This is a genomic window from Mycobacterium canetti CIPT 140010059 (assembly GCF_000253375.1).
Taxonomy (GTDB): Bacteria; Actinomycetota; Actinomycetes; order Mycobacteriales; family Mycobacteriaceae; genus Mycobacterium; species Mycobacterium tuberculosis.
Map to the genome: position 1 here is coordinate 914,055 of NC_015848.1, position 16,551 is coordinate 930,605.

A 16,551-nucleotide genomic window follows, 5' to 3' on the forward strand; every position below is an offset into this window, starting at 1 on the left:
AACAACTCTACGAAAAGCCGCGCTCGGCCTCGTTGACCAGTGTGCAGCTAGGCTGCAGGGACATGTTGAGGCAGACGGGCGTGGTGGTCACGCTTGACGGTGAGATCCTGCAGCCGGGTATGCCGCTGCTGCACGCCGATGATCTTGCCGCTGTACGGGGGGATGGCGTTTTCGAGACACTGCTGGTGCGCGACGGCCGAGCCTGTCTGGTTGAAGCGCACCTGCAGCGGCTGACCCAATCAGCCAGGTTGATGGACCTTCCCGAACCGGATCTCCCCAGGTGGCGCCGCGCGGTCGAGGTGGCAACCCAGCGGTGGGTGGCTAGCACCGCTGACGAGGGCGCGCTGCGCTTGATCTACAGCCGCGGTCGGGAGGGTGGCTCGGCGCCGACGGCTTATGTCATGGTCAGTCCGGTCCCGGCGCGAGTTATCGGGGCCCGCCGCGATGGTGTGTCGGCGATCACGCTGGACCGCGGTTTGCCGGCTGACGGTGGCGACGCCATGCCGTGGCTGATGGCCAGCGCCAAAACACTGTCCTATGCGGTGAACATGGCCGTCCTGCGTCATGCCGCCCGGCAGGGCGCCGGCGACGTCATCTTCGTCAGCACGGACGGCTACGTCCTGGAAGGCCCTCGCTCGACGGTGGTGATCGCCACCGACGGTGACCAAAGGGGCGGGAACGCCTGCTTGCTAACGCCGCCTCCGTGGTATCCAATCCTGCGGGGAACCACGCAACAAGCGCTCTTCGAAGTCGCCCGCGCGAAAGGCTACGACTGCGACTACCGTGCCCTACGCGTCGCCGATCTCTTGGATTCCCAAGGTATTTGGTTGGTATCGAGCATGACTCTGGCCGCCCGCGTACACACCCTGGACGGGCGGCGATTACCCCGCACCCCGATCGCTGAGGTGTTTGCCGAATTGGTGGACGCCGCTATTGTCAGCGATCGGTGATACGGCAACCTCTGTTGTGGTCAGCGCCGGCCATACCGCTCGCCGTTATCCGACGAACCGGGACAACCGCGCCGACAGATGTGGTACCAGCCCGCCGTCGGCATCTACGCGTTCCTCGACGTAGGCCAGGTCGCCACCTTCGACGATGCCGTAGAGTCGTTTGGCGCCGCCGACCAGCACGCCAGACCGACTGCGGGCCAGCGCATCGGTCACCAACTCCCACGAGGACTGGGTGCGCGGCCGCCCGTAGAACAGTTCGACATAACCGGCCGAATGCGCCAACAGCAACTCGATCGCCTGAGACTCGCTCGGATCGTACGGGTCGGCGACGAACCGCCAGAATCCCGCTTCTCGTAAGCCTGGTTCCTGGTAGTCGCCCGTGGCGGTGAGCCGCCAGGACCGGGATTCCCAATTCAGATAGTCGCCGCCGTCGTGTGACACAACGATCTGCTGGCCGAACCGGTAGTCGCCGTCGGGTCCGCGGCCCTCGCCTTCGCCGCGCCACACGCCGACCAGTGGCAGCAGCGCCAGCAGTGCATTGTTCAGGTCGGCACCTTCGCGCAGGTTCGCGGTATCGGCGGGAACCGGCAAATCGTCGAAGGCAGGGATATTGCGCGCGGCAGTCGCCTTGGCCCGCTCGACGGCAGCGGCGACCGCACGGTCGCCGGAGCCCGCAGCATGGACGCCGCCGGCCCCTGTCGCATCCGAGCCCGCGCCGGAACTCACGACTCGTCGGTAACGAGCCGGTACAGCGTGTACAGCGCGAACCAGGAGATAACCACGGTAGCCAAGACCAGCATGATCTCGAAGAACAGCACCACGGGGACGAGTGTATGCGGCCGCGGCCGCTTCCGTGGCCCTGGCTCGTCTGGGCCTGATTGGGGCCGGTCAGGCGATCTTGACGTCTACCTCGTGGATGCCCGCGCCCGAGGGCTGCACCACCGCGTCGCCATTGCCGGCCGCCGACAGCGCGCGCAGCGTCCAGGATCCGGGCGCGGCGAAGAACCGGAAATCGCCGGTGGCCGACGCGACGACCTCCGCGGTGAACTCGTCGGAGGAGTCCAGCAGCCGCACGAACGCGCCGCCCACGGCCTGGCCGTCACCGTCCACTACGCGGCCGGTGATCACCGTTTCTTTTTCCAGGTCGACGCTGGCCGGCAACGTCAGTCCTTGCTTGGGTCCAGAGCACATATCAGCTTCCCAACTCGATCGGGGCACCCACCAGGGAGCCGTATTCTGTCCAACTGCCGTCGTAGTTCTTGACGTTTTGGTGTCCGAGTAATTCCCGCAACACGAACCAGGTGTGCGAGGACCGCTCCCCGATTCGGCAGTAGGCAATCGTTTCCTTGCTGTCGTCTAGGCCGGCGTCGGCGTAAAGCTTGGCCAACTCCTCATCGGACTTGAAGGTGCCGTCCTCGTTGGCGGCCCTGCTCCACGGCACGTTGATCGCACCAGGAATGTGTCCGGGCCGCTGGCTTTGTTCCTGCGGCAGGTGCGCGGGGGCCAGGATCTTGCCGGAGAACTCGTCGGGAGAGCGCACGTCGATGAGGTTCTTGACGTTGATGGCCGCCAGGACCTCGTCGCGGAATGCCCGAATCGTGTTGTCCGGCGGGGAGGCGGTGTAGGAGGTCACCGGCCGGCTGACCGGGTCGCTGGACAGCGGGCGCCCGTCGAGCTCCCACTTCTTGCGGCCGCCGTCGAGCAACTTGACCTTCTCATGGCCGTAGAGCTTGAAATACCAGTACGCGTAGGCGGCGAACCAGTTGTTGTTGCCGCCGTAGAGGATCACCGTGTCCTCGTTGGCGATGCCACGCTCGGACAGCAGCTTGGAGAATTGCTGGGCGTCGACGAAGTCACGTTTGACCGGATCCTGCAGGTCGGTGCGCCAGTCCAACTTGATCGCGCCGGCAATATGGTCACGGTCATATGCACTGGTGTCCTCGTCCACTTCGACGAAAACGACCTTCGGCGCGTGCAGATTGCTCTCAGCCCAGTCGGCGGAGACCAGGACATCGCAGCGTGCCATGGCGGGAATCCTTTCGCATTGTTCGGTGACCAGCGTGGTCAACTGGTTAGGCGGGACGGGGAGTGTTACTGCTTGACTGCTCCTTGGGACGTCTGTTGCACAGAAACGGCGGGCGACACGCTACGGTGGGGCTCCTAGGCTGCTCGAAGTGCTGCGCGGACGTGCGCGGCTACTCAGCAGCTACAGCAACAGCAACAACCCGCTAGGCGGCACAGATCAACTGCGCGGCGCTTGGTGAGCATGGGCTCGATGCGGGCTGACACGTCGGACAGCTTACCCAATCGCATAGTGCTCAAGCCAACAGTGGTTTCAGGGCAGAGCGCAGGTCGGCGGCCTTGGGGACCCCGGAGGTCCGGTAGCGCTGTCGCCCGTCGACATCGAAGATCAACGTGGTGGGCAGCGAAAGCACCGAAAATCGCCGCGCTGCCTGCGGGTTGGAGTCCAGGTCGACCTCGATGTGAGCAACATCGCCCAGATCGGCGCAGACGTCGCCGACCACTCGGCGTACCCGGTCGCAGGGCGCACACCCTGGGGCCCTGAAATGCACGACGGTCGGCCCGGCCCCGGACAGGCCCCGTTCCGCGGTGCGCGCCGGAGCCGCCGGTGTCGTTTCCGGACCAACCTCCCGCAGGATCACTGACCGCCGGGTCAGCAACCACCGGGCAATGGTCGCCAGCGCACCTGTAGCAACGGAAGCGACGATCATGGTCGTCATGACTGTTTGAACTCGTCGAGCGAGATCGTTACTCCCCGGGTAATGCCTTCGATGATGACGTCCGATCCGCGCGCCCCCACGGTGTTTGGCACCACCCCGAACGGCAGCTTCTGGTTGGGCAGCTTGCTGGCGAAGGCGTGCAGCACCGCATCCCGCTTGTCATCCGGAACCGGTTGGTCCGCGGTGTCGGGTCCGGTCACGACGGCGGTGGGGGTGATAACCAAGGTCGCGCGGTCGTCCGAGGCAACGGACAGGTCCACCAAGACGCTGACCCGGTGAGCGAAGTTGGCCGATGTGGGCGTGCCGCTGAACACCAGCCCGCGGTTGCCAGATATCCCGGACTCGGTAGTGCCGCCGGTGGCGTCGTTGCTCTCCTGACGGGGCGCGGCGACCATAAGGTCGCTAATGCCCAGGTAGCGGCCCAGGTGCATGGAGTCGATGATGATGCGACTCTCCAGCTCGCCGACCGGGAGCTTGGCATCGGCCCTGATCAGCCAGGACGCGTAGGACAAGTCGATCGAATGCATAGTGGCCTCCAGAGTGGCCGTGCCGACTCCGGCGTGCTCCACGGCAAATGCCTTGATTTCTAGCTCCGCGTAGTGTTCCCGCATCGCCTGCGGGATGAATGGGAACCGTAGGATGGCGACGAACGGGTCTGACCTCAGGTTTGCCGCTTTGCGCACAGTGGTCGACAGCCGGTACTCGGCATAGATGCTGGCCCCGAAATCGGCGCCGACGGCGCCCACGATGAGAACGGCCACGACGATCGCCGCCCCGGTCACCGCGACCAGCACCTTGCGCATCGGCATATTGTCGCCCAGCGCTCGAGCCCGTCCCGGAGCGCCTCGTCAGGTGGCACGTTATCGTTAGATGAGCTGCCGCTACCGTCACATGGCGCGATCAACTGGGAGACGCCTTTCCCACGACGCTGGAGGGGCTTGTTGGAGTTATTACTGCTGACCTCGGAGCTGTATCCGGATCCGGTCCTGCCGGCGCTGTCGCTGCTGCCCCACACCGTGCGGACGGCGCCGGCCGAGGCGTCTTCGTTGCTGGAGGCGGGAAACGCAGACGCTGTGCTCGTCGACGCGCGCAATGACCTGTCGTCCGGGCGAGGCCTGTGCCGCCTGTTGAGCTCGACCGGCCGGTCGATCCCGGTACTGGCGGTGGTGAGCGAAGGCGGGCTGGTGGCGGTCAGCGCTGACTGGGGGCTAGACGAGATCCTGCTGCCCAGCACCGGGCCCGCTGAGATCGACGCCAGACTGCGGCTGGTGGTTGGCCGGCGCGGAGATCTGGCTGACCAGGAGAGTCTGGGCAAGGTGAGCCTGGGCGAGCTGGTGATCGACGAAGGCACCTACACCGCCCGGCTGCGTGGCCGCCCGCTGGATCTCACCTACAAAGAGTTCGAGCTGCTGAAATACCTGGCGCAGCATGCCGGCCGGGTGTTCACTCGGGCGCAGCTGCTGCACGAAGTATGGGGGTATGACTTCTTCGGGGGCACCCGGACTGTTGATGTGCACGTGCGGCGGTTGCGGGCCAAACTCGGCCCCGAGCATGAAGCGCTGATCGGCACGGTGCGCAACGTCGGATACAAAGCTGTTCGGCCGGCGCGCGGCCGACCGCCGGCCGTGGACCCCGACGACGAAGACGCCGATCCCGGCCGGGATGGTATGCAAGAACCACTGGTCGACCCGTTACGCAGTCAGTGACGGCGCTTGACTGGCGCTCCGCTCTGACCGCCGACGAGCAGCGCAGCGTGCGTGCACTGGTCACGGCGACAACAGCAGTCGATGGGGTAGCACCCGTGGGTGAACAGGTGCTGCGGGAACTGGGCCAGCAACGCACCGAGCATCTGCTGGTGGCCGGTTCGCGACCGGGCGGCCCGATCATCGGCTACCTCAACCTCAGCCCACCCCGGGGCGCGGGTGGTGCGATGGCGGAGTTGGTGGTGCATCCGCAGTCTCGACGGCGCGGTATCGGCACCGCCATGGCCCGCGCGGCATTGGCCAAGACCGCCGGCCGCAACCAGTTCTGGGCGCACGGCACGCTGGATCCCGCTCGCGCGACCGCGTCCGCGCTGGGTCTGGTCGGCGTCCGTGAACTGATCCAGATGCGACGCCCGCTGCGTGATATCCCCGAACCGACGATCCCCGACGGGGTGGTGATCCGCACCTACGCGGGCACGTCCGACGACGCTGAGCTACTCCGGGTCAACAACGCCGCGTTCGCCGGACACCCGGAACAGGGTGGGTGGACCGCGGTTCAGCTTGCCGAGCGGCGTGGCGAGACGTGGTTCGATCCAGACGGCCTGATCTTGGCCTTCGGTGATTCGCCACGTGACCGGCCTGGCCGGTTGCTGGGTTTCCATTGGACCAAAGTGCATCCCGATCACCCGGGATTGGGCGAGGTGTACGTGCTGGGCGTCGATCCGGCGGCGCAGCGCCGTGGTCTCGGCCAGATGTTGACGTCGATCGGTATCGTCTCGCTGGCCCGTCGGCTGGGCGGTCGGAAGACCCTCGACCCTGCGGTCGAACCCGCCGTGCTGCTCTACGTGGAGTCGGACAATGTGGCGGCCGTGCGAACCTACCAGAGCCTGGGCTTCACCACCTACAGCGTCGATACCGCCTACGCGCTGGCTGGCACGGATAACTGACCGAAGATGTTCCCTCCCAAGAAGTCGTAAGCAGGAGCTTAAGTGGCCAAGCGGTTGGACCTCACGGACGTCAACATCTACTACGGGTCATTTCATGCGGTCGCTGATGTGTCGCTGGCGATTCTGCCCCGCAGCGTCACGGCGTTCATCGGTCCCTCGGGCTGCGGCAAGACGACGGTGCTGCGCACCTTGAACCGGATGCATGAGGTCATCCCCGGAGCTCGAGTCGAGGGTGCTGTACTGCTCGATGATCAAGATATCTACGCCCCCGGTATCGACCCGGTCGGTGTCCGCCGGGCAATCGGGATGGTGTTTCAGCGGCCGAATCCATTCCCCGCCATGTCGATTCGCAACAATGTGGTAGCCGGCCTGAAGCTGCAGGGTGTGCGCAATCGCAAGGTGCTCGACGATACGGCCGAATACTCGCTGCGCGGCGCAAACCTGTGGGACGAGGTCAAGGATCGATTGGATAAACCCGGCGGCGGATTGTCTGGGGGGCAGCAGCAGCGGTTGTGCATCGCACGGGCAATCGCCGTGCAACCCGACGTGTTGCTGATGGACGAGCCCTGCTCCTCGCTGGACCCAATCTCGACCATGGCCATCGAAGACCTGATCAGCGAGCTCAAGCAGCGGTACACCATCGTCATCGTCACCCATAACATGCAGCAGGCTGCCCGGGTGAGTGATCAGACGGCATTCTTCAACCTGGAAGCGGTGGGAAAGCCGGGGCGGCTGGTAGAGATCGCCAGCACCGAGAAAATCTTCTCCAACCCGAACCAGAAGGCCACCGAGGACTACATCTCCGGGCGCTTCGGCTAGGCCCGATGGCCTCGATGGCCAGGCTGGCGTCACCGCGGGTGGATGTTTGCTCGGCCTAGGGAAAGGCGCCGGTCGCCTGGAAGATCACGCGTCGTGCCACTTCCACGGCGTGGTCGGCAAAGCGCTCGTAGAATCGGCTCAGCAACGTCACGTCGACGGCGGCCGCCACTCCGTGCTTCCATTCGCGGTCCATCAGCACGGTGAACAAATGCCGGTGCAGGTCGTCCATCGCGTCGTCTTCTTCGCGGATCTGGGCGGCCTTTTCCGGGTCGTGCGACAACACGACCTCTTGGGCGCTGTTGCCCAATTCGACTGCAACTCTTCCCATTTCGGCAAAATAACCGTTGACCTCTTCGGGCAGCGCGTGCTGGGGATGCCGACGGCGGGCGATCTTGGCGACATGCAGCGCCAACGCCCCCATCCGGTCGATGTCAGCCACCATCTGGATGGCGCTCACAATGGCTCTGAGGTCACCGGCGACCGGTGCCTGCAACGCCAGAAGAACGAATGCACTCTCCTCGGCCCGGGCGCTTAGCGTCGCGATCTTTTCGTGGTCGGAGATCACTTGCTCGGCCAGCACGAGATCGGCCTGCAGCAAGGCTTGGGTTGCCCGCTCCATGGCGATGCCTGCTAGCCCGCACATTTCCCCGAGACGCTCGGATAATTCCGAGAGTTGCTCATGGTAGGCGGTCCGCATGTGCTCAAGCCTACGTTCCCGACCTTGGAAAATGCCGTAAGCGTCGTGTTAATGCGGCTACTCGCAGGTGGTGTCGGCGGCGTTGGTGACCGTCAGGTCCTCGGGCAGCTTGGTCGGTGGGCTGGATGAGTTGCGGCTTATCTGCACGCTGACGGTGGAGCCACTCGGCAGGGGAGCGCGCACCGCGCTGAAGTCTTGGCCGAGCACCACCTGGACCAGTTGGCCGATCCCGGTCACCCGCTCGATCTTTGACTGGCCGAACGCGGCGGCCACGGTGGCGGCAGCCTGTTCGTTGCCGGGCGAAAAAAACACTGTAGTGGCCCGCAGCGAACTCGGGTAGTCGTCCGGAGCCATCACGTTGAAGCCGTTCCGCCTGAGCTGATCGGTGGCGGTGGTGGCCAAACCGGCCTGGCCGGTCGAGTTAGAGACCTGCACTGTGACCTCTTTTGGCGAGGTCGTCGTAACCTGCTGGTGCTGAATCTCGTTGGTCTGACCCGCCTGCGGTGCCTTCTTGGTGGTGGTCGGCGGGGTCGTCGGTGTGTTGCCCAGACGCTGGGCGTTGTGATCGTTTTCCAGGGGCAGCGGATCGTCGTCGATGATGGCGGTGAAAAGCGCCTTCATGTCGGAGGTACGTGGGGGCTCGTCGCCGTTCTGGTCGGTTATACCGGTCGGAACGGTCACGAACGTGACGTGCCCGGCCGCCATATGCTGCAACGATCGACCGAGTTCGACCAGGTCTTTGGTCTTGACGTTGTCCACGTAGCTGTTACCGATGAACATGTTGACGACGTTGTTGAGCCTGCCGAGGTTGAACAAGGTGTCCGTCGAGATCATCGAACGCAGCAGCGACGACAAAAACAACTGCTGGCGTTTGATGCGCCCGTAGTCGCCATTGCCCTCGGTGGTGACCTGGCGGGCGCGCACATAGTTCAGCGCGGTCGGCCCGTCAATGACCTGGCGTCCGGCGTGCTCCAGCACCGTGCCCAGTTCGTAGTCCCGCAACGGGGTGGTGCTGCATACCTCGACGCCGCCGAGGGCCTCGACCATCCGCGCGAAACCGACGAAGTCAATCGCGATGAACCGGTTGATGCTCAAGCCCGACAGTTTCTGAATGACCTTCACTAGACACTTAGGCCCGCCGAAGGAGAATGCCGAGTTCAGCTTGGTCTCCGTGTAAACCAGTCTGGGACCCATCGTTCCCGTCTTCTCGTCGTAGATGGGTCCGTACTTACCGGTCTCGGGGTTCCACGCCTCGCATTGGATTGGAGTGATCGCCAGGTCGCGGGGGAACGACACCGCGACGACCCGCTCGCGGCTGGCCGGAATGTTGACCAGCATGACGGTGTCCGAACGTGCGCCGCCGGCGTCCTCGGCGTCGCCGGCGCCGATATTGGCGTTCGCCCCGGCACGAGAGTCCATACCGACGAGCAAGAAGTTCTCGTCGCCATGCTGCCCGCTGGGGTTGACGATGTCGCCCGAATGCGGGTCGAGCGCGCTTACCATGTTGAGCCGGCTGTTCTTCGACGCGCTCCACTGCCATGCCCCGCCGGTCAGCGCCAACGCCAGAGCGGCAAACAGAGCCGCCAGCGAGCGCGCGGCCAGCACCATCGGGCGCCGGCCGGAGTTCGGCGCTGGCTTGGCGGGCGCGGGCGACGTTCGGCGGATCCGCAATGGCCGCACTCGAGCCGATCCGGTTAGCTGCTTGCCGGGTAGCTCGGGTTCACGGCGGGCGTGGTCGGCGCGCGGATAGTTGGCTGCCCGGAGGTCGGGAAGCTCCGAGAGGAACTCGAGCGAGTGGGCCGGGATGGCGATAGCCTCGGTGTCCTGCTGGTCGTCGGCGTCGTCGGGGACCTTCGGGCCGCGGCCGGATGGCTCGGGTTCGGGGGCGACATGGCGGTGCGTGGGGAGGTCAGGAAAAGCGGGGCCGAGCCTGGCGATCAGATCGGCCACACTAACGGCGCCGGTGGCATGACAGCCGACATTCTGGGTGTCCCGCGGACCCTGGGCTGCCACCCATGTGGCGGGCGGTACCGTGATCCATCGGTCAACACCATCGGGGAATGCTGACTCGGAGAGCCGTGCCCACGGCGCGGCGCTCTCGCCGTCACTCATGTCCTACCGGCCTCCGAGAGTCTAGGTGGCGGACGCCCGCGGTGTTGGCTGCGTGTCCTACGCGCACCTTCGCGCAGCACCGCCACGATTCGGCGCCGCACAATGCAGCAAGGCCCACATCGTACTGATTTATCGGTCCAGACGCGATTTCGACAGGGTCTCGATTCAGCCACCCGACCCCATGGCGTCCGCCCCTTCCGGCACTCGGCAGTCGTCGGGGTCGGTTAGCCAGCCGTCGGGAAGGGCCACCCGGGCGGGGGAACCCTGCCGGCCCCGGGCGCCAGTCGCGGAGTCCGGGAACGGTACCGTGCCGTCCAACCGGTCCAGCAGGCAGTCGAGCTCGTCGAACGTCTTGACCATTGCTAACGCCCGCCGGAGCGCGGAGCCCGCCGGGAAGCCATGGAGATACCAGGCGATGTGCTTGCGGATATCGCGCATGCCCTTGTCCTCGCCGAAGTGTGCGGCCAGCAAGGTGCCGTGACGGCGGATGATGTCGGCGACTTCGCCGAGCGTGGGTGGGGTGGGGGCCGGGCTGCCGGTGAAAGCCGCGGACAACTCGGCAAATAGCCAGGGACGGCCCAGGCAGCCACGGCCGATGACCACGCCGTCACAGCCGGTGGTGGACATCATGGCCAGTGCGTCGCCGGCATCGTAGATGTCGCCGTTGCCGAGCACCGGAATCGTCCGGACATGCTGCTTGAGCCGGGCGATCTGTTCCCAGTCGGCGGTGCCGGAATAGCGTTGTGCCGCGGTACGGGCGTGCAGCGCGACCGCAGCGGCTCCTTCGGCCTCAGCGATGCGGCCGGCATCCAGATGTGTGTGGTGGGCGTCATCGATGCCAATGCGAAACTTGACCGTCACCGGTATATCGGTGCCTTCGGTGGCGCGCACAGCCGCGGCCACGATCTGACCGAATAGCCGCCGTTTGAACGGTAGCGCCGCCCCGCCGCCGCGCTTGGTGACTTTGGGCACTGGGCAGCCGAAATTCATGTCGATGTGATCGGCTAACCCTTCGCCAGCGATCATCCGAGCGGCCGCATACGTGGTGTCCGGATCGACGGTGTACAGCTGCAGCGAGCGTGGTGATTCGTCCGCGGAGAACGTTGTCATGTGCATGGTGACCGGGTGCCGCTCGATGAGCGCACGTGCGGTCACCATCTCGCAGACATACAGTCCGCTGACCGTGCCGACCTTCGACTGTTCCAGCTGACGACACAGCGCCCGGAATGCGACGTTCGTCACACCGGCCATCGGAGCCAGCACAACCGGGCTGGCGAGCTCGATCGGGCCGATGCGCAACGCCGGGCTGGGTTGGATTGCCCGCCTCCTGCTCATCGCGCTGCGCGCTCTGCATCGTCGCCGGGCTGGGTTGGATTGCCCGCCTCCTGCTCATCGCGCTGCGCGCTCTGCATCGTCGCCGGGCTAACGACGGCTCATCGCCAGTTTGCCAGCGGTTTTATGCAGCTCGTGGGCGCTGACCTTCTTGCCCGTACGGGCTTCCCGGTCGAGTTGGCGTTGCTTGGACACCTCGAACTTGTCGCAGGCCAGCTCGAGGTCCTTGATCACCAGGGCCAGCTCGTCGCGCAGCTTAGCCCCCTCGCCGGTGAAGTCCTCGCGCTCGAAGATACGCCATTTCTTCAGTACCGGCATGACGACTTCGTCGAGGTGGATGCGCGGGTCGTAGACACCCCCGACGGCGATGACCACGGCTTTGCGCCGGAACTCGGGTACTTGGAAGCCGGGCATCTGGAAGTGGCTCAAAATCAGGTGCAGCGACTTCATGGCCTGGTTGGGCACGAGGTCGAACGCGGCCTCGCTGACGTCGCGGTAGAAGATCATGTGCAGATTCTCGTCTGCCGAGATCTTGGCCATGAGCTGGTCGGCGACGGGGTCGTTACATGCCTTGCCGGTATTGCGGTGCGAAATCCGGGTTGCCAGTTCCTGGAAACTGACATAGAGGACGGAGTCGGTGAGGCTCTCCGCGAAATAGTGGCCCTGGTGGTTTTGGCCTGGGCTGAAGCCCCGGTTGACTACCTCGAGGCGAAGTTTCTCCAACTCGACAGGGTCGACCGATCGGGTCACCACCAGGTAGTCGCGCAGCGCGATGCCGTGCCGATTCTCCTCGGCGGTCCAACGGTTGACCCACTGCCCCCACGCGCCGTCCATGCCCATGTTCATCGCGATCTCGCGGTGATACGACGGCAGGTTGTCCTCGGTGACCAGGTTCTGCACCATCGCCACCTGGGCGACATCAGAAAGCTTGCTCTGGTCGGGGTCCCAATCCTGCCCGCCGAGCGCGTAGTAGTTCTTCCCGTCCGACCACGGGATGTAGTCGTGCGGGTTCCAGGGCTTGTGCATGCTCAGGTGCCGGTTCAGGTACTTCTCGACGACCGGTTCAAGTTCGTGCAGCAGCTGCAGGTCGGTCAGCTTGGCTGACATGGCGCCTCCAGTTATCTGTGTCTAATGGTTGCAGTCAATATATCTGTGTCTCTCGGTAGCATCAAGTTTGGGCTTCGCGCGGCATGTTGAGCTGCCAGCAGCGGGCAGGATGCTGGCATCGGCGGGCCCCGGTGGCCGCGTGGGGTGAACCCCAGTCGTCCTCAGTTGTGCGGCCCGGCTGGGATGGAGTGTTCGGATTCTCCCCGCTCGCGGTGCGGTGCGTAGGTGGCGGCGGTGCTGAGCAACATGTTGACGCAGTAGTCGATGAATTGCTTGCGGGTGGCTCCCAGCCGTCCGTTCAGATATGCGGTGAACAGACCGGTAAGAGCGCCGATCAAGCTGGTGGCGACCAGTTTCTGCAGAACTGGATCAACGATGCGGGACAACTTGCGTTGCAGCAACTCGATGAAGTTGGGCATCCACTCCGCGCCCGACCGGGTCAGGGCCGGTTCTACCGCCGGCGCCAGCAACAGCACGCGCCCGCGCACCGGATCATCGACCATCAGCTCGACGAATTGCTCTACGGCCTCGCGCGGGGTTTGCGCGGACGTGAGGGTTGCCATCGCTCGTGTGCAGACGTCGTCGTAGACCGCGCGAACGAAATGTTCACGGTCGGCGAAGCTTTCGTAAAAGTAGCGTTCTGTCAGGCCGGCGTGGCGGCACACTGCGCGGACGGTGAGTGCGGGTCCGCCTGCGCCGCCGAGCAACTGCACGCCGGCGGCGACGAGGTTGTCTCGACGTAGGGCGTGCCGACTTTCCAAGGGGACACCGGACCAGCGGCCCCGGTTTTGACCGGTCTGCACAGCTCTCCTAAACTCCATCGTGACAACGTGCGTAGTCAGAATTCGTGTGGCCAATGAAGATTCAGCAGGCAAAACCACCAGTGACCCAAGATACGTCTGCTACCTGTCCGCTGACCAGCACCGTGCAGGATTCCTCGCCGGTTGCGGGCCAGCTTGGCAGGCCTATAGGGTTCCGCGGACTGGCCGGCGGTTGCCCCGTGTCACCGCTGGGTTACGAATCGCCGCCGCTGCCGCTGGGGCCGGATTCGCTGACGTGGCGATACTTCGGTGACTGGCGCGGGATGCTGCAGGGACCGTGGGCGGGATCCATGCAGAATATGCATCCGCAGCTGGGCGCGGCGGTCGAAGATCATTCGACGTTCTTCCGGGAACGCTGGCCACGGCTGCTGCGGTCGTTGTACCCGATCGGCGGAGTTGTCTTCGACGGCGATCGAGCCCCAGTCACCGGTGTGCAGGTGCGTGACTACCACATCACCATCAAGGGTGTCGACGGTGCGGGCCGTCGCTACCACGCGTTGAATCCCGACGTCTTCTACTGGGCGCACGCCACCTTCTTTGTCGGCACGTTGCATGTGGCCGAGCGGTTCTGCGGTGGCCTGACCGAGGCGCAGCGGCGCCAGCTATTTGACGAGCACGTCCAGTGGTACCGCATGTACGGCATGAGCATGCGGCCGGTGCCGGCGACCTGGGAGGAGTTTCAGGACTACTGGGACCACATGTGCCGCAACGTGCTGGAGAACAACTTCGCGGCGCGTGCCGTGCTCGACCTGACCGAACTACCCAAACCGCCATTCGCCCAACGAGTTCCGGATTGGCTGTGGGCCGCGCAGCGCAAGTTGCTGGCCCGGTTCTTCGTCTGGCTGACCGTCGGACTCTACGATCCGCCCGTGCGCGAGCTGATGGGCTACCGGTGGTTGCGCCGCGACGAATGGTTGCACCGCCGCTTTGGCGACATCGTCCGGCTCGTCTTTGCCTTGGTGCCATTCCGGTTTCGCAAGCACCCGCGGGCTCGCGCCGGCTGGGACCGTGCCACCGGCCGCATCCCCGCCGATGCGCCGCTAGTACAGACGCCCGCGCGCAACCTGCCGCCGCCCGACGAGCGTGACAACCCGACGCACTACTGCCCTAAGGTCTGACCCCGGACCTGCGGCGCAACCGGGGCGTGGTTGTGCTCACCGTTAATTGGCTTACCCGACATCCTTGGTAGCCGATGCCTTAGCGACCGACTGCAGTCCGCCGGCAGCACGGTGGTGGCGGGGAATCCCGGGACCGGCGTGCTCGGCGTTGAAAACGGCGTCGATGACGAGCTGGCGCACGTGCTCGTTCTCCAGACGGTAAAAGATCGTGGTTCCATCGCGGCGGGTGCGCACCAGCCGCGCCATTCGTAGCTTTGCCAGGTGCTGGGAGACCGACGGCGCGGGCTTGCCCACCTGCTCGGCGAGTTCATTGACCGACATTTCGCGGTCTGCCAGCGTCCACAGCACCTGCACGCGGGTCGCGTCGGCGAGCATTCGGAACACCTCGACCACCAAGCAGACCTGATCGTCAGGCAACGGGTCAGGTCCACTATCTGCGTACATACGCAAACAATAGAACGCGGGCGTGGTGGGCTGTCAAGGTCGCGGGTCGGCGCCCGCTCAGCCCGTCGGAGCGGCGATCGCGCTGCGCTCACCGCCGTTGGGTTCCTGCCGGAACCGGTAGACATCCACCGCGCCAGCCCTGATATCGGGCCGGTGCTCTTGGCGCATCGGCAGGCGCCGGTCCTGCCATTCCTTGGCGAACTCGTCGTAGAAGGTGGCGGGCTCGAAGTACCTGCGGTCATCGACGTAATGCGGTTCATAGGCGTCACGCGACGTCAGGAAGACAACCTCATCGGGTGAGCAGTAGTACAGCGATCCATAGCACATCGGACACGGATGGGCCAGCACGTTGAGAGTGGTACCGACCAGGTGCTCAGTGCCCAGCTTGGTGCACGCGGCACGGATGGTAAGGCTCTCGGCGTGGGCGGTCGGATCATTGGTTTGGGCCCATCGTCGAAAACCTGCCAGGCCTGCCGGCATGTGCAAGACATCGGCTGGGACGAAAAATGGCAATGCGACGGCTGTTCGATCACGCACCAACGTGACGACAACGCCGCGATCAACCTCGCACGCTACGAGGAACCACCTAGCGTCGTCGGCCCAGTTGGGGCCGCCGTCAAGCGTGGAGCCGACCGTAAGACCGGGCCTGGCCCGGCGGGTGGCCGTGAAGCGCGGAAGGGAACCGGCCACCCGGCTGGCGAACAACCCCGAGACGGGGTGCTAGTCGCGTGACCACTAAAGATCACTCACTTGCAACGGTAGTTCGCAGTGGAGACCACGGTAGTAGCTAGACTATCTACATTTATCGCATATCCGTTTTGCTTGAGGGGGCAACGATGGTACGCGCCGATCGTGATCGCTGGGATCTCGCGACGAGTGTCGGGGCGACGGCTACCATGGTCGCCGCCCAGCGCGCGCTGGCTGCCGACCCGCGATATGCGCTGATCGATGATCCATATGCGGCGCCGTTGGTGCGTGCCGTTGGTATGGACGTCTACACGCGGCTGGTGGATTGGCAGATCCCCGTCGAGGGGGATTCCGAGTTCGATCCGCAGCGAATGGCCACGGGGATGGCCTGCCGCACCAGGTTCTTCGATCAGTTCTTCCTTGATGCCACCCACAGTGGCATCGGCCAGTTCGTCATCCTGGCGTCCGGGCTGGACGCCCGGGCTTACCGCCTTGCCTGGCCGGTGGGCAGCATCGTCTACGAAGTGGACATGCCGGAGGTGATCGAGTTCAAGACCGCCACGCTGAGCGATCTGGGCGCCGAGCCGGCCACCGAACGCCGGACTGTCGCGGTCGACTTGCGCGACGACTGGGCCACCGCACTTCAGACGGCGGGTTTTGATCCGAAGGTGCCAGCGGCCTGGAGTGCTGAAGGGTTGCTGGTATACCTGCCGGTCGAAGCTCAGGATGCGCTGTTCGACAACATCACCGCGTTGAGTGCTCCCGGTAGTCGGCTGGCGTTCGAATTCGTGCCGGATACCGCGATTTTTGCCGATGAGCGATGGCGCAACTATCACAATCGGATGAGCGAGCTCGGATTCGACATCGACCTCAACGAGCTGGTGTACCACGGTCAGCGTGGTCACGTTCTCGACTATTTAACCCGCGATGGCTGGCAGACCTCGGCGCTTACGGTCACGCAGTTGTACGAGGCAAACGGCTTTGCCTATCCCGACGACGAGCTCGCGACGGCGTTTGCCGACCTCACCTACAGCAGCGCGACGCTCATGCGCTAAAGCAAGCGATCTGACCGC

General features: G+C 64.8%; 19 protein-coding genes and 1 pseudogene. 7 read left to right on the forward strand and 13 right to left on the reverse strand.

The genetic code is table 11. The features are described from left to right. Positions 1–80 precede the first annotated feature (80 nt). Positions 81–950 carry an aminodeoxychorismate lyase gene (locus tag MCAN_RS04235; protein ID WP_014000440.1) on the forward strand — a complete coding sequence of 290 codons (870 nt, stop codon included), beginning with the start codon at positions 81–83 and terminating at the stop codon, positions 948–950. A 45-nt stretch (positions 951–995) separates the two neighbouring features. Here the strand turns inward: MCAN_RS04235 and MCAN_RS04240 are convergent, their stop codons facing one another. The 6 genes from MCAN_RS04240 to lmeA form a co-directional block, all read right to left on the reverse strand. Continuing rightward, the gene (locus tag MCAN_RS04240; RefSeq protein ID WP_003898596.1) at positions 996–1,676 is read right to left on the reverse strand and encodes a nitrobindin family protein; all 681 of its coding nucleotides are present in this window, start codon (positions 1,674–1,676) and stop codon (positions 996–998) included. A 162-nt stretch (positions 1,677–1,838) separates the two neighbouring features. After that, positions 1,839–2,141 carry a DUF1416 domain-containing protein gene (locus MCAN_RS04250; protein WP_003905391.1) on the reverse strand — a complete coding sequence of 101 codons (303 nt, stop codon included), beginning with the start codon at positions 2,139–2,141 and terminating at the stop codon, positions 1,839–1,841. A 1-nt stretch (position 2,142) separates the two neighbouring features. Further along, on the reverse strand, positions 2,143–2,976 hold the full coding sequence (locus MCAN_RS04255) for a sulfurtransferase (RefSeq protein ID WP_014000441.1): 834 nt from the start codon (positions 2,974–2,976) through the stop codon (positions 2,143–2,145). A gap of 173 nt (positions 2,977–3,149) precedes the next feature. Beyond that, on the reverse strand, positions 3,150–3,263 hold the full coding sequence (locus MCAN_RS24060) for an Ms5788A family Cys-rich leader peptide (RefSeq protein WP_349814712.1): 114 nt from the start codon (positions 3,261–3,263) through the stop codon (positions 3,150–3,152). A 5-nt stretch (positions 3,264–3,268) separates the two neighbouring features. Next, positions 3,269–3,691: a thioredoxin family protein gene (locus tag MCAN_RS04260; RefSeq protein ID WP_014000442.1), complete on the reverse strand. Its 423-nt coding sequence runs from the start codon at positions 3,689–3,691 to the stop codon at positions 3,269–3,271. Further along, the gene (lmeA, locus tag MCAN_RS04265; protein ID WP_014000443.1) at positions 3,688–4,500 is read right to left on the reverse strand and encodes a mannan chain length control protein LmeA; all 813 of its coding nucleotides are present in this window, start codon (positions 4,498–4,500) and stop codon (positions 3,688–3,690) included. Before lmeA ends, MCAN_RS04260 begins: the two co-directional genes overlap by 4 nt. A 129-nt stretch (positions 4,501–4,629) precedes the next feature. Here lmeA and MCAN_RS04270 point away from each other — a divergent pair, with 129 nt between their 5' ends. Genes MCAN_RS04270 through pstB form a run of 3 tightly spaced genes read left to right on the forward strand, consistent with a single transcriptional unit; the run spans position 4,630 to position 7,160 of the window. Continuing rightward, entirely contained in the window at positions 4,630–5,397 is a 768-nt protein-coding gene (locus MCAN_RS04270) for a winged helix-turn-helix transcriptional regulator (protein ID WP_014000444.1), read from the forward strand. Further along, positions 5,394–6,341 carry a mycothiol synthase gene (mshD, locus tag MCAN_RS04275; protein WP_014000445.1) on the forward strand — a complete coding sequence of 316 codons (948 nt, stop codon included), beginning with the start codon at positions 5,394–5,396 and terminating at the stop codon, positions 6,339–6,341. The genes MCAN_RS04270 and mshD overlap by 4 nt, the downstream gene beginning before the upstream one ends. A gap of 42 nt (positions 6,342–6,383) precedes the next feature. Continuing rightward, a complete protein-coding gene (gene pstB, locus MCAN_RS04280; protein WP_014000446.1) occupies positions 6,384–7,160 on the forward strand; it encodes a phosphate ABC transporter ATP-binding protein PstB in 777 nt (258 codons plus the stop codon). 55 nt (positions 7,161–7,215) lie between these two features. Here the strand turns inward: pstB and phoU are convergent, their stop codons facing one another. From phoU to MCAN_RS04305, 5 genes are all read right to left on the reverse strand, one after another. Next, positions 7,216–7,857, reverse strand: coding sequence for a phosphate signaling complex protein PhoU (phoU, locus tag MCAN_RS04285; RefSeq protein WP_003404314.1), 642 nt, complete (start codon positions 7,855–7,857; stop codon positions 7,216–7,218). A gap of 57 nt (positions 7,858–7,914) precedes the next feature. Continuing rightward, positions 7,915–9,969, reverse strand: coding sequence for an LCP family protein (locus tag MCAN_RS04290; protein WP_014000447.1), 2,055 nt, complete (start codon positions 9,967–9,969; stop codon positions 7,915–7,917). Positions 9,970–10,134: 165 nt separating this feature from the next. Continuing rightward, positions 10,135–11,304: a tRNA dihydrouridine synthase DusB gene (gene dusB / locus MCAN_RS04295; RefSeq protein ID WP_003898601.1), complete on the reverse strand. Its 1,170-nt coding sequence runs from the start codon at positions 11,302–11,304 to the stop codon at positions 10,135–10,137. 87 nt (positions 11,305–11,391) lie between these two features. Continuing rightward, positions 11,392–12,408: an acyl-ACP desaturase DesA1 gene (gene desA1 / locus MCAN_RS04300; protein WP_003404321.1), complete on the reverse strand. Its 1,017-nt coding sequence runs from the start codon at positions 12,406–12,408 to the stop codon at positions 11,392–11,394. 161 nt (positions 12,409–12,569) lie between these two features. Beyond that, positions 12,570–13,211: a TetR/AcrR family transcriptional regulator gene (locus tag MCAN_RS04305; protein ID WP_003404326.1), complete on the reverse strand. Its 642-nt coding sequence runs from the start codon at positions 13,209–13,211 to the stop codon at positions 12,570–12,572. 80 nt (positions 13,212–13,291) lie between these two features. On the opposite strand from MCAN_RS04305, the gene MCAN_RS04310 reads away from it, so the two are divergent. Continuing rightward, complete coding sequence (locus MCAN_RS04310) at positions 13,292–14,347, forward strand: oxygenase MpaB family protein (RefSeq protein ID WP_014000448.1); 1,056 nt, start codon at positions 13,292–13,294, stop codon at positions 14,345–14,347. Between the two features lie 51 nt (positions 14,348–14,398). On the opposite strand, the gene kmtR is transcribed toward MCAN_RS04310, so the two are convergent. Further along, positions 14,399–14,791 carry a Ni(II)/Co(II)-sensing metalloregulatory transcriptional repressor KmtR gene (gene kmtR, locus MCAN_RS04315; protein WP_014000449.1) on the reverse strand — a complete coding sequence of 131 codons (393 nt, stop codon included), beginning with the start codon at positions 14,789–14,791 and terminating at the stop codon, positions 14,399–14,401. Positions 14,792–14,848: 57 nt separating this feature from the next. Continuing rightward, entirely contained in the window at positions 14,849–15,304 is a 456-nt protein-coding gene (locus MCAN_RS04320) for a deaminase (RefSeq protein ID WP_049805721.1), read from the reverse strand. Between MCAN_RS04320 and MCAN_RS04325 the strand changes: the two are divergent. Both MCAN_RS04325 and MCAN_RS04330 read left to right on the forward strand, forming a co-directional pair. Continuing rightward, positions 15,239–15,523, forward strand: a pseudogene (locus tag MCAN_RS04325) (zinc ribbon domain-containing protein); the annotation flags it as partial. The gene MCAN_RS04320 and the pseudogene MCAN_RS04325 sit on opposite strands and share 66 nt — an antisense overlap. A gap of 104 nt (positions 15,524–15,627) precedes the next feature. Further along, positions 15,628–16,533, forward strand: coding sequence for an SAM-dependent methyltransferase (locus MCAN_RS04330; RefSeq protein WP_003404349.1), 906 nt, complete (start codon positions 15,628–15,630; stop codon positions 16,531–16,533). Positions 16,534–16,551 lie beyond the last annotated feature (18 nt).

What these genes read in the sequence shown, in the direction of transcription:
- MCAN_RS04250 (WP_003905391.1), bottom strand. Translation starts at nt 2,141, where the DNA reads ATGTGCTCTGGACCCAAGCAAGGACTGACGTTGCCGGCCAGCGTCGAC.
- dusB (WP_003898601.1), bottom strand. Translation starts at nt 11,304, where the DNA reads ATGAGCAGGAGGCGGGCAATCCAACCCAGCCCGGCGTTGCGCATCGGC.
- desA1 (WP_003404321.1), bottom strand. Translation starts at nt 12,408, where the DNA reads ATGTCAGCCAAGCTGACCGACCTGCAGCTGCTGCACGAACTTGAACCG.
- MCAN_RS04255 (WP_014000441.1), bottom strand. Translation starts at nt 2,976, where the DNA reads ATGGCACGCTGCGATGTCCTGGTCTCCGCCGACTGGGCTGAGAGCAAT.
- lmeA (WP_014000443.1), bottom strand. Translation starts at nt 4,500, where the DNA reads ATGCCGATGCGCAAGGTGCTGGTCGCGGTGACCGGGGCGGCGATCGTC.
- MCAN_RS04330 (WP_003404349.1), top strand. Translation starts at nt 15,628, where the DNA reads ATGGTACGCGCCGATCGTGATCGCTGGGATCTCGCGACGAGTGTCGGG.
- kmtR (WP_014000449.1), bottom strand. Translation starts at nt 14,791, where the DNA reads ATGTACGCAGATAGTGGACCTGACCCGTTGCCTGACGATCAGGTCTGC.
- MCAN_RS04260 (WP_014000442.1), bottom strand. Translation starts at nt 3,691, where the DNA reads ATGACGACCATGATCGTCGCTTCCGTTGCTACAGGTGCGCTGGCGACC.
- MCAN_RS04290 (WP_014000447.1), bottom strand. Translation starts at nt 9,969, where the DNA reads ATGAGTGACGGCGAGAGCGCCGCGCCGTGGGCACGGCTCTCCGAGTCA.
- MCAN_RS24060 (WP_349814712.1), bottom strand. Translation starts at nt 3,263, where the DNA reads ATGCGATTGGGTAAGCTGTCCGACGTGTCAGCCCGCATCGAGCCCATG.
- phoU (WP_003404314.1), bottom strand. Translation starts at nt 7,857, where the DNA reads ATGCGGACCGCCTACCATGAGCAACTCTCGGAATTATCCGAGCGTCTC.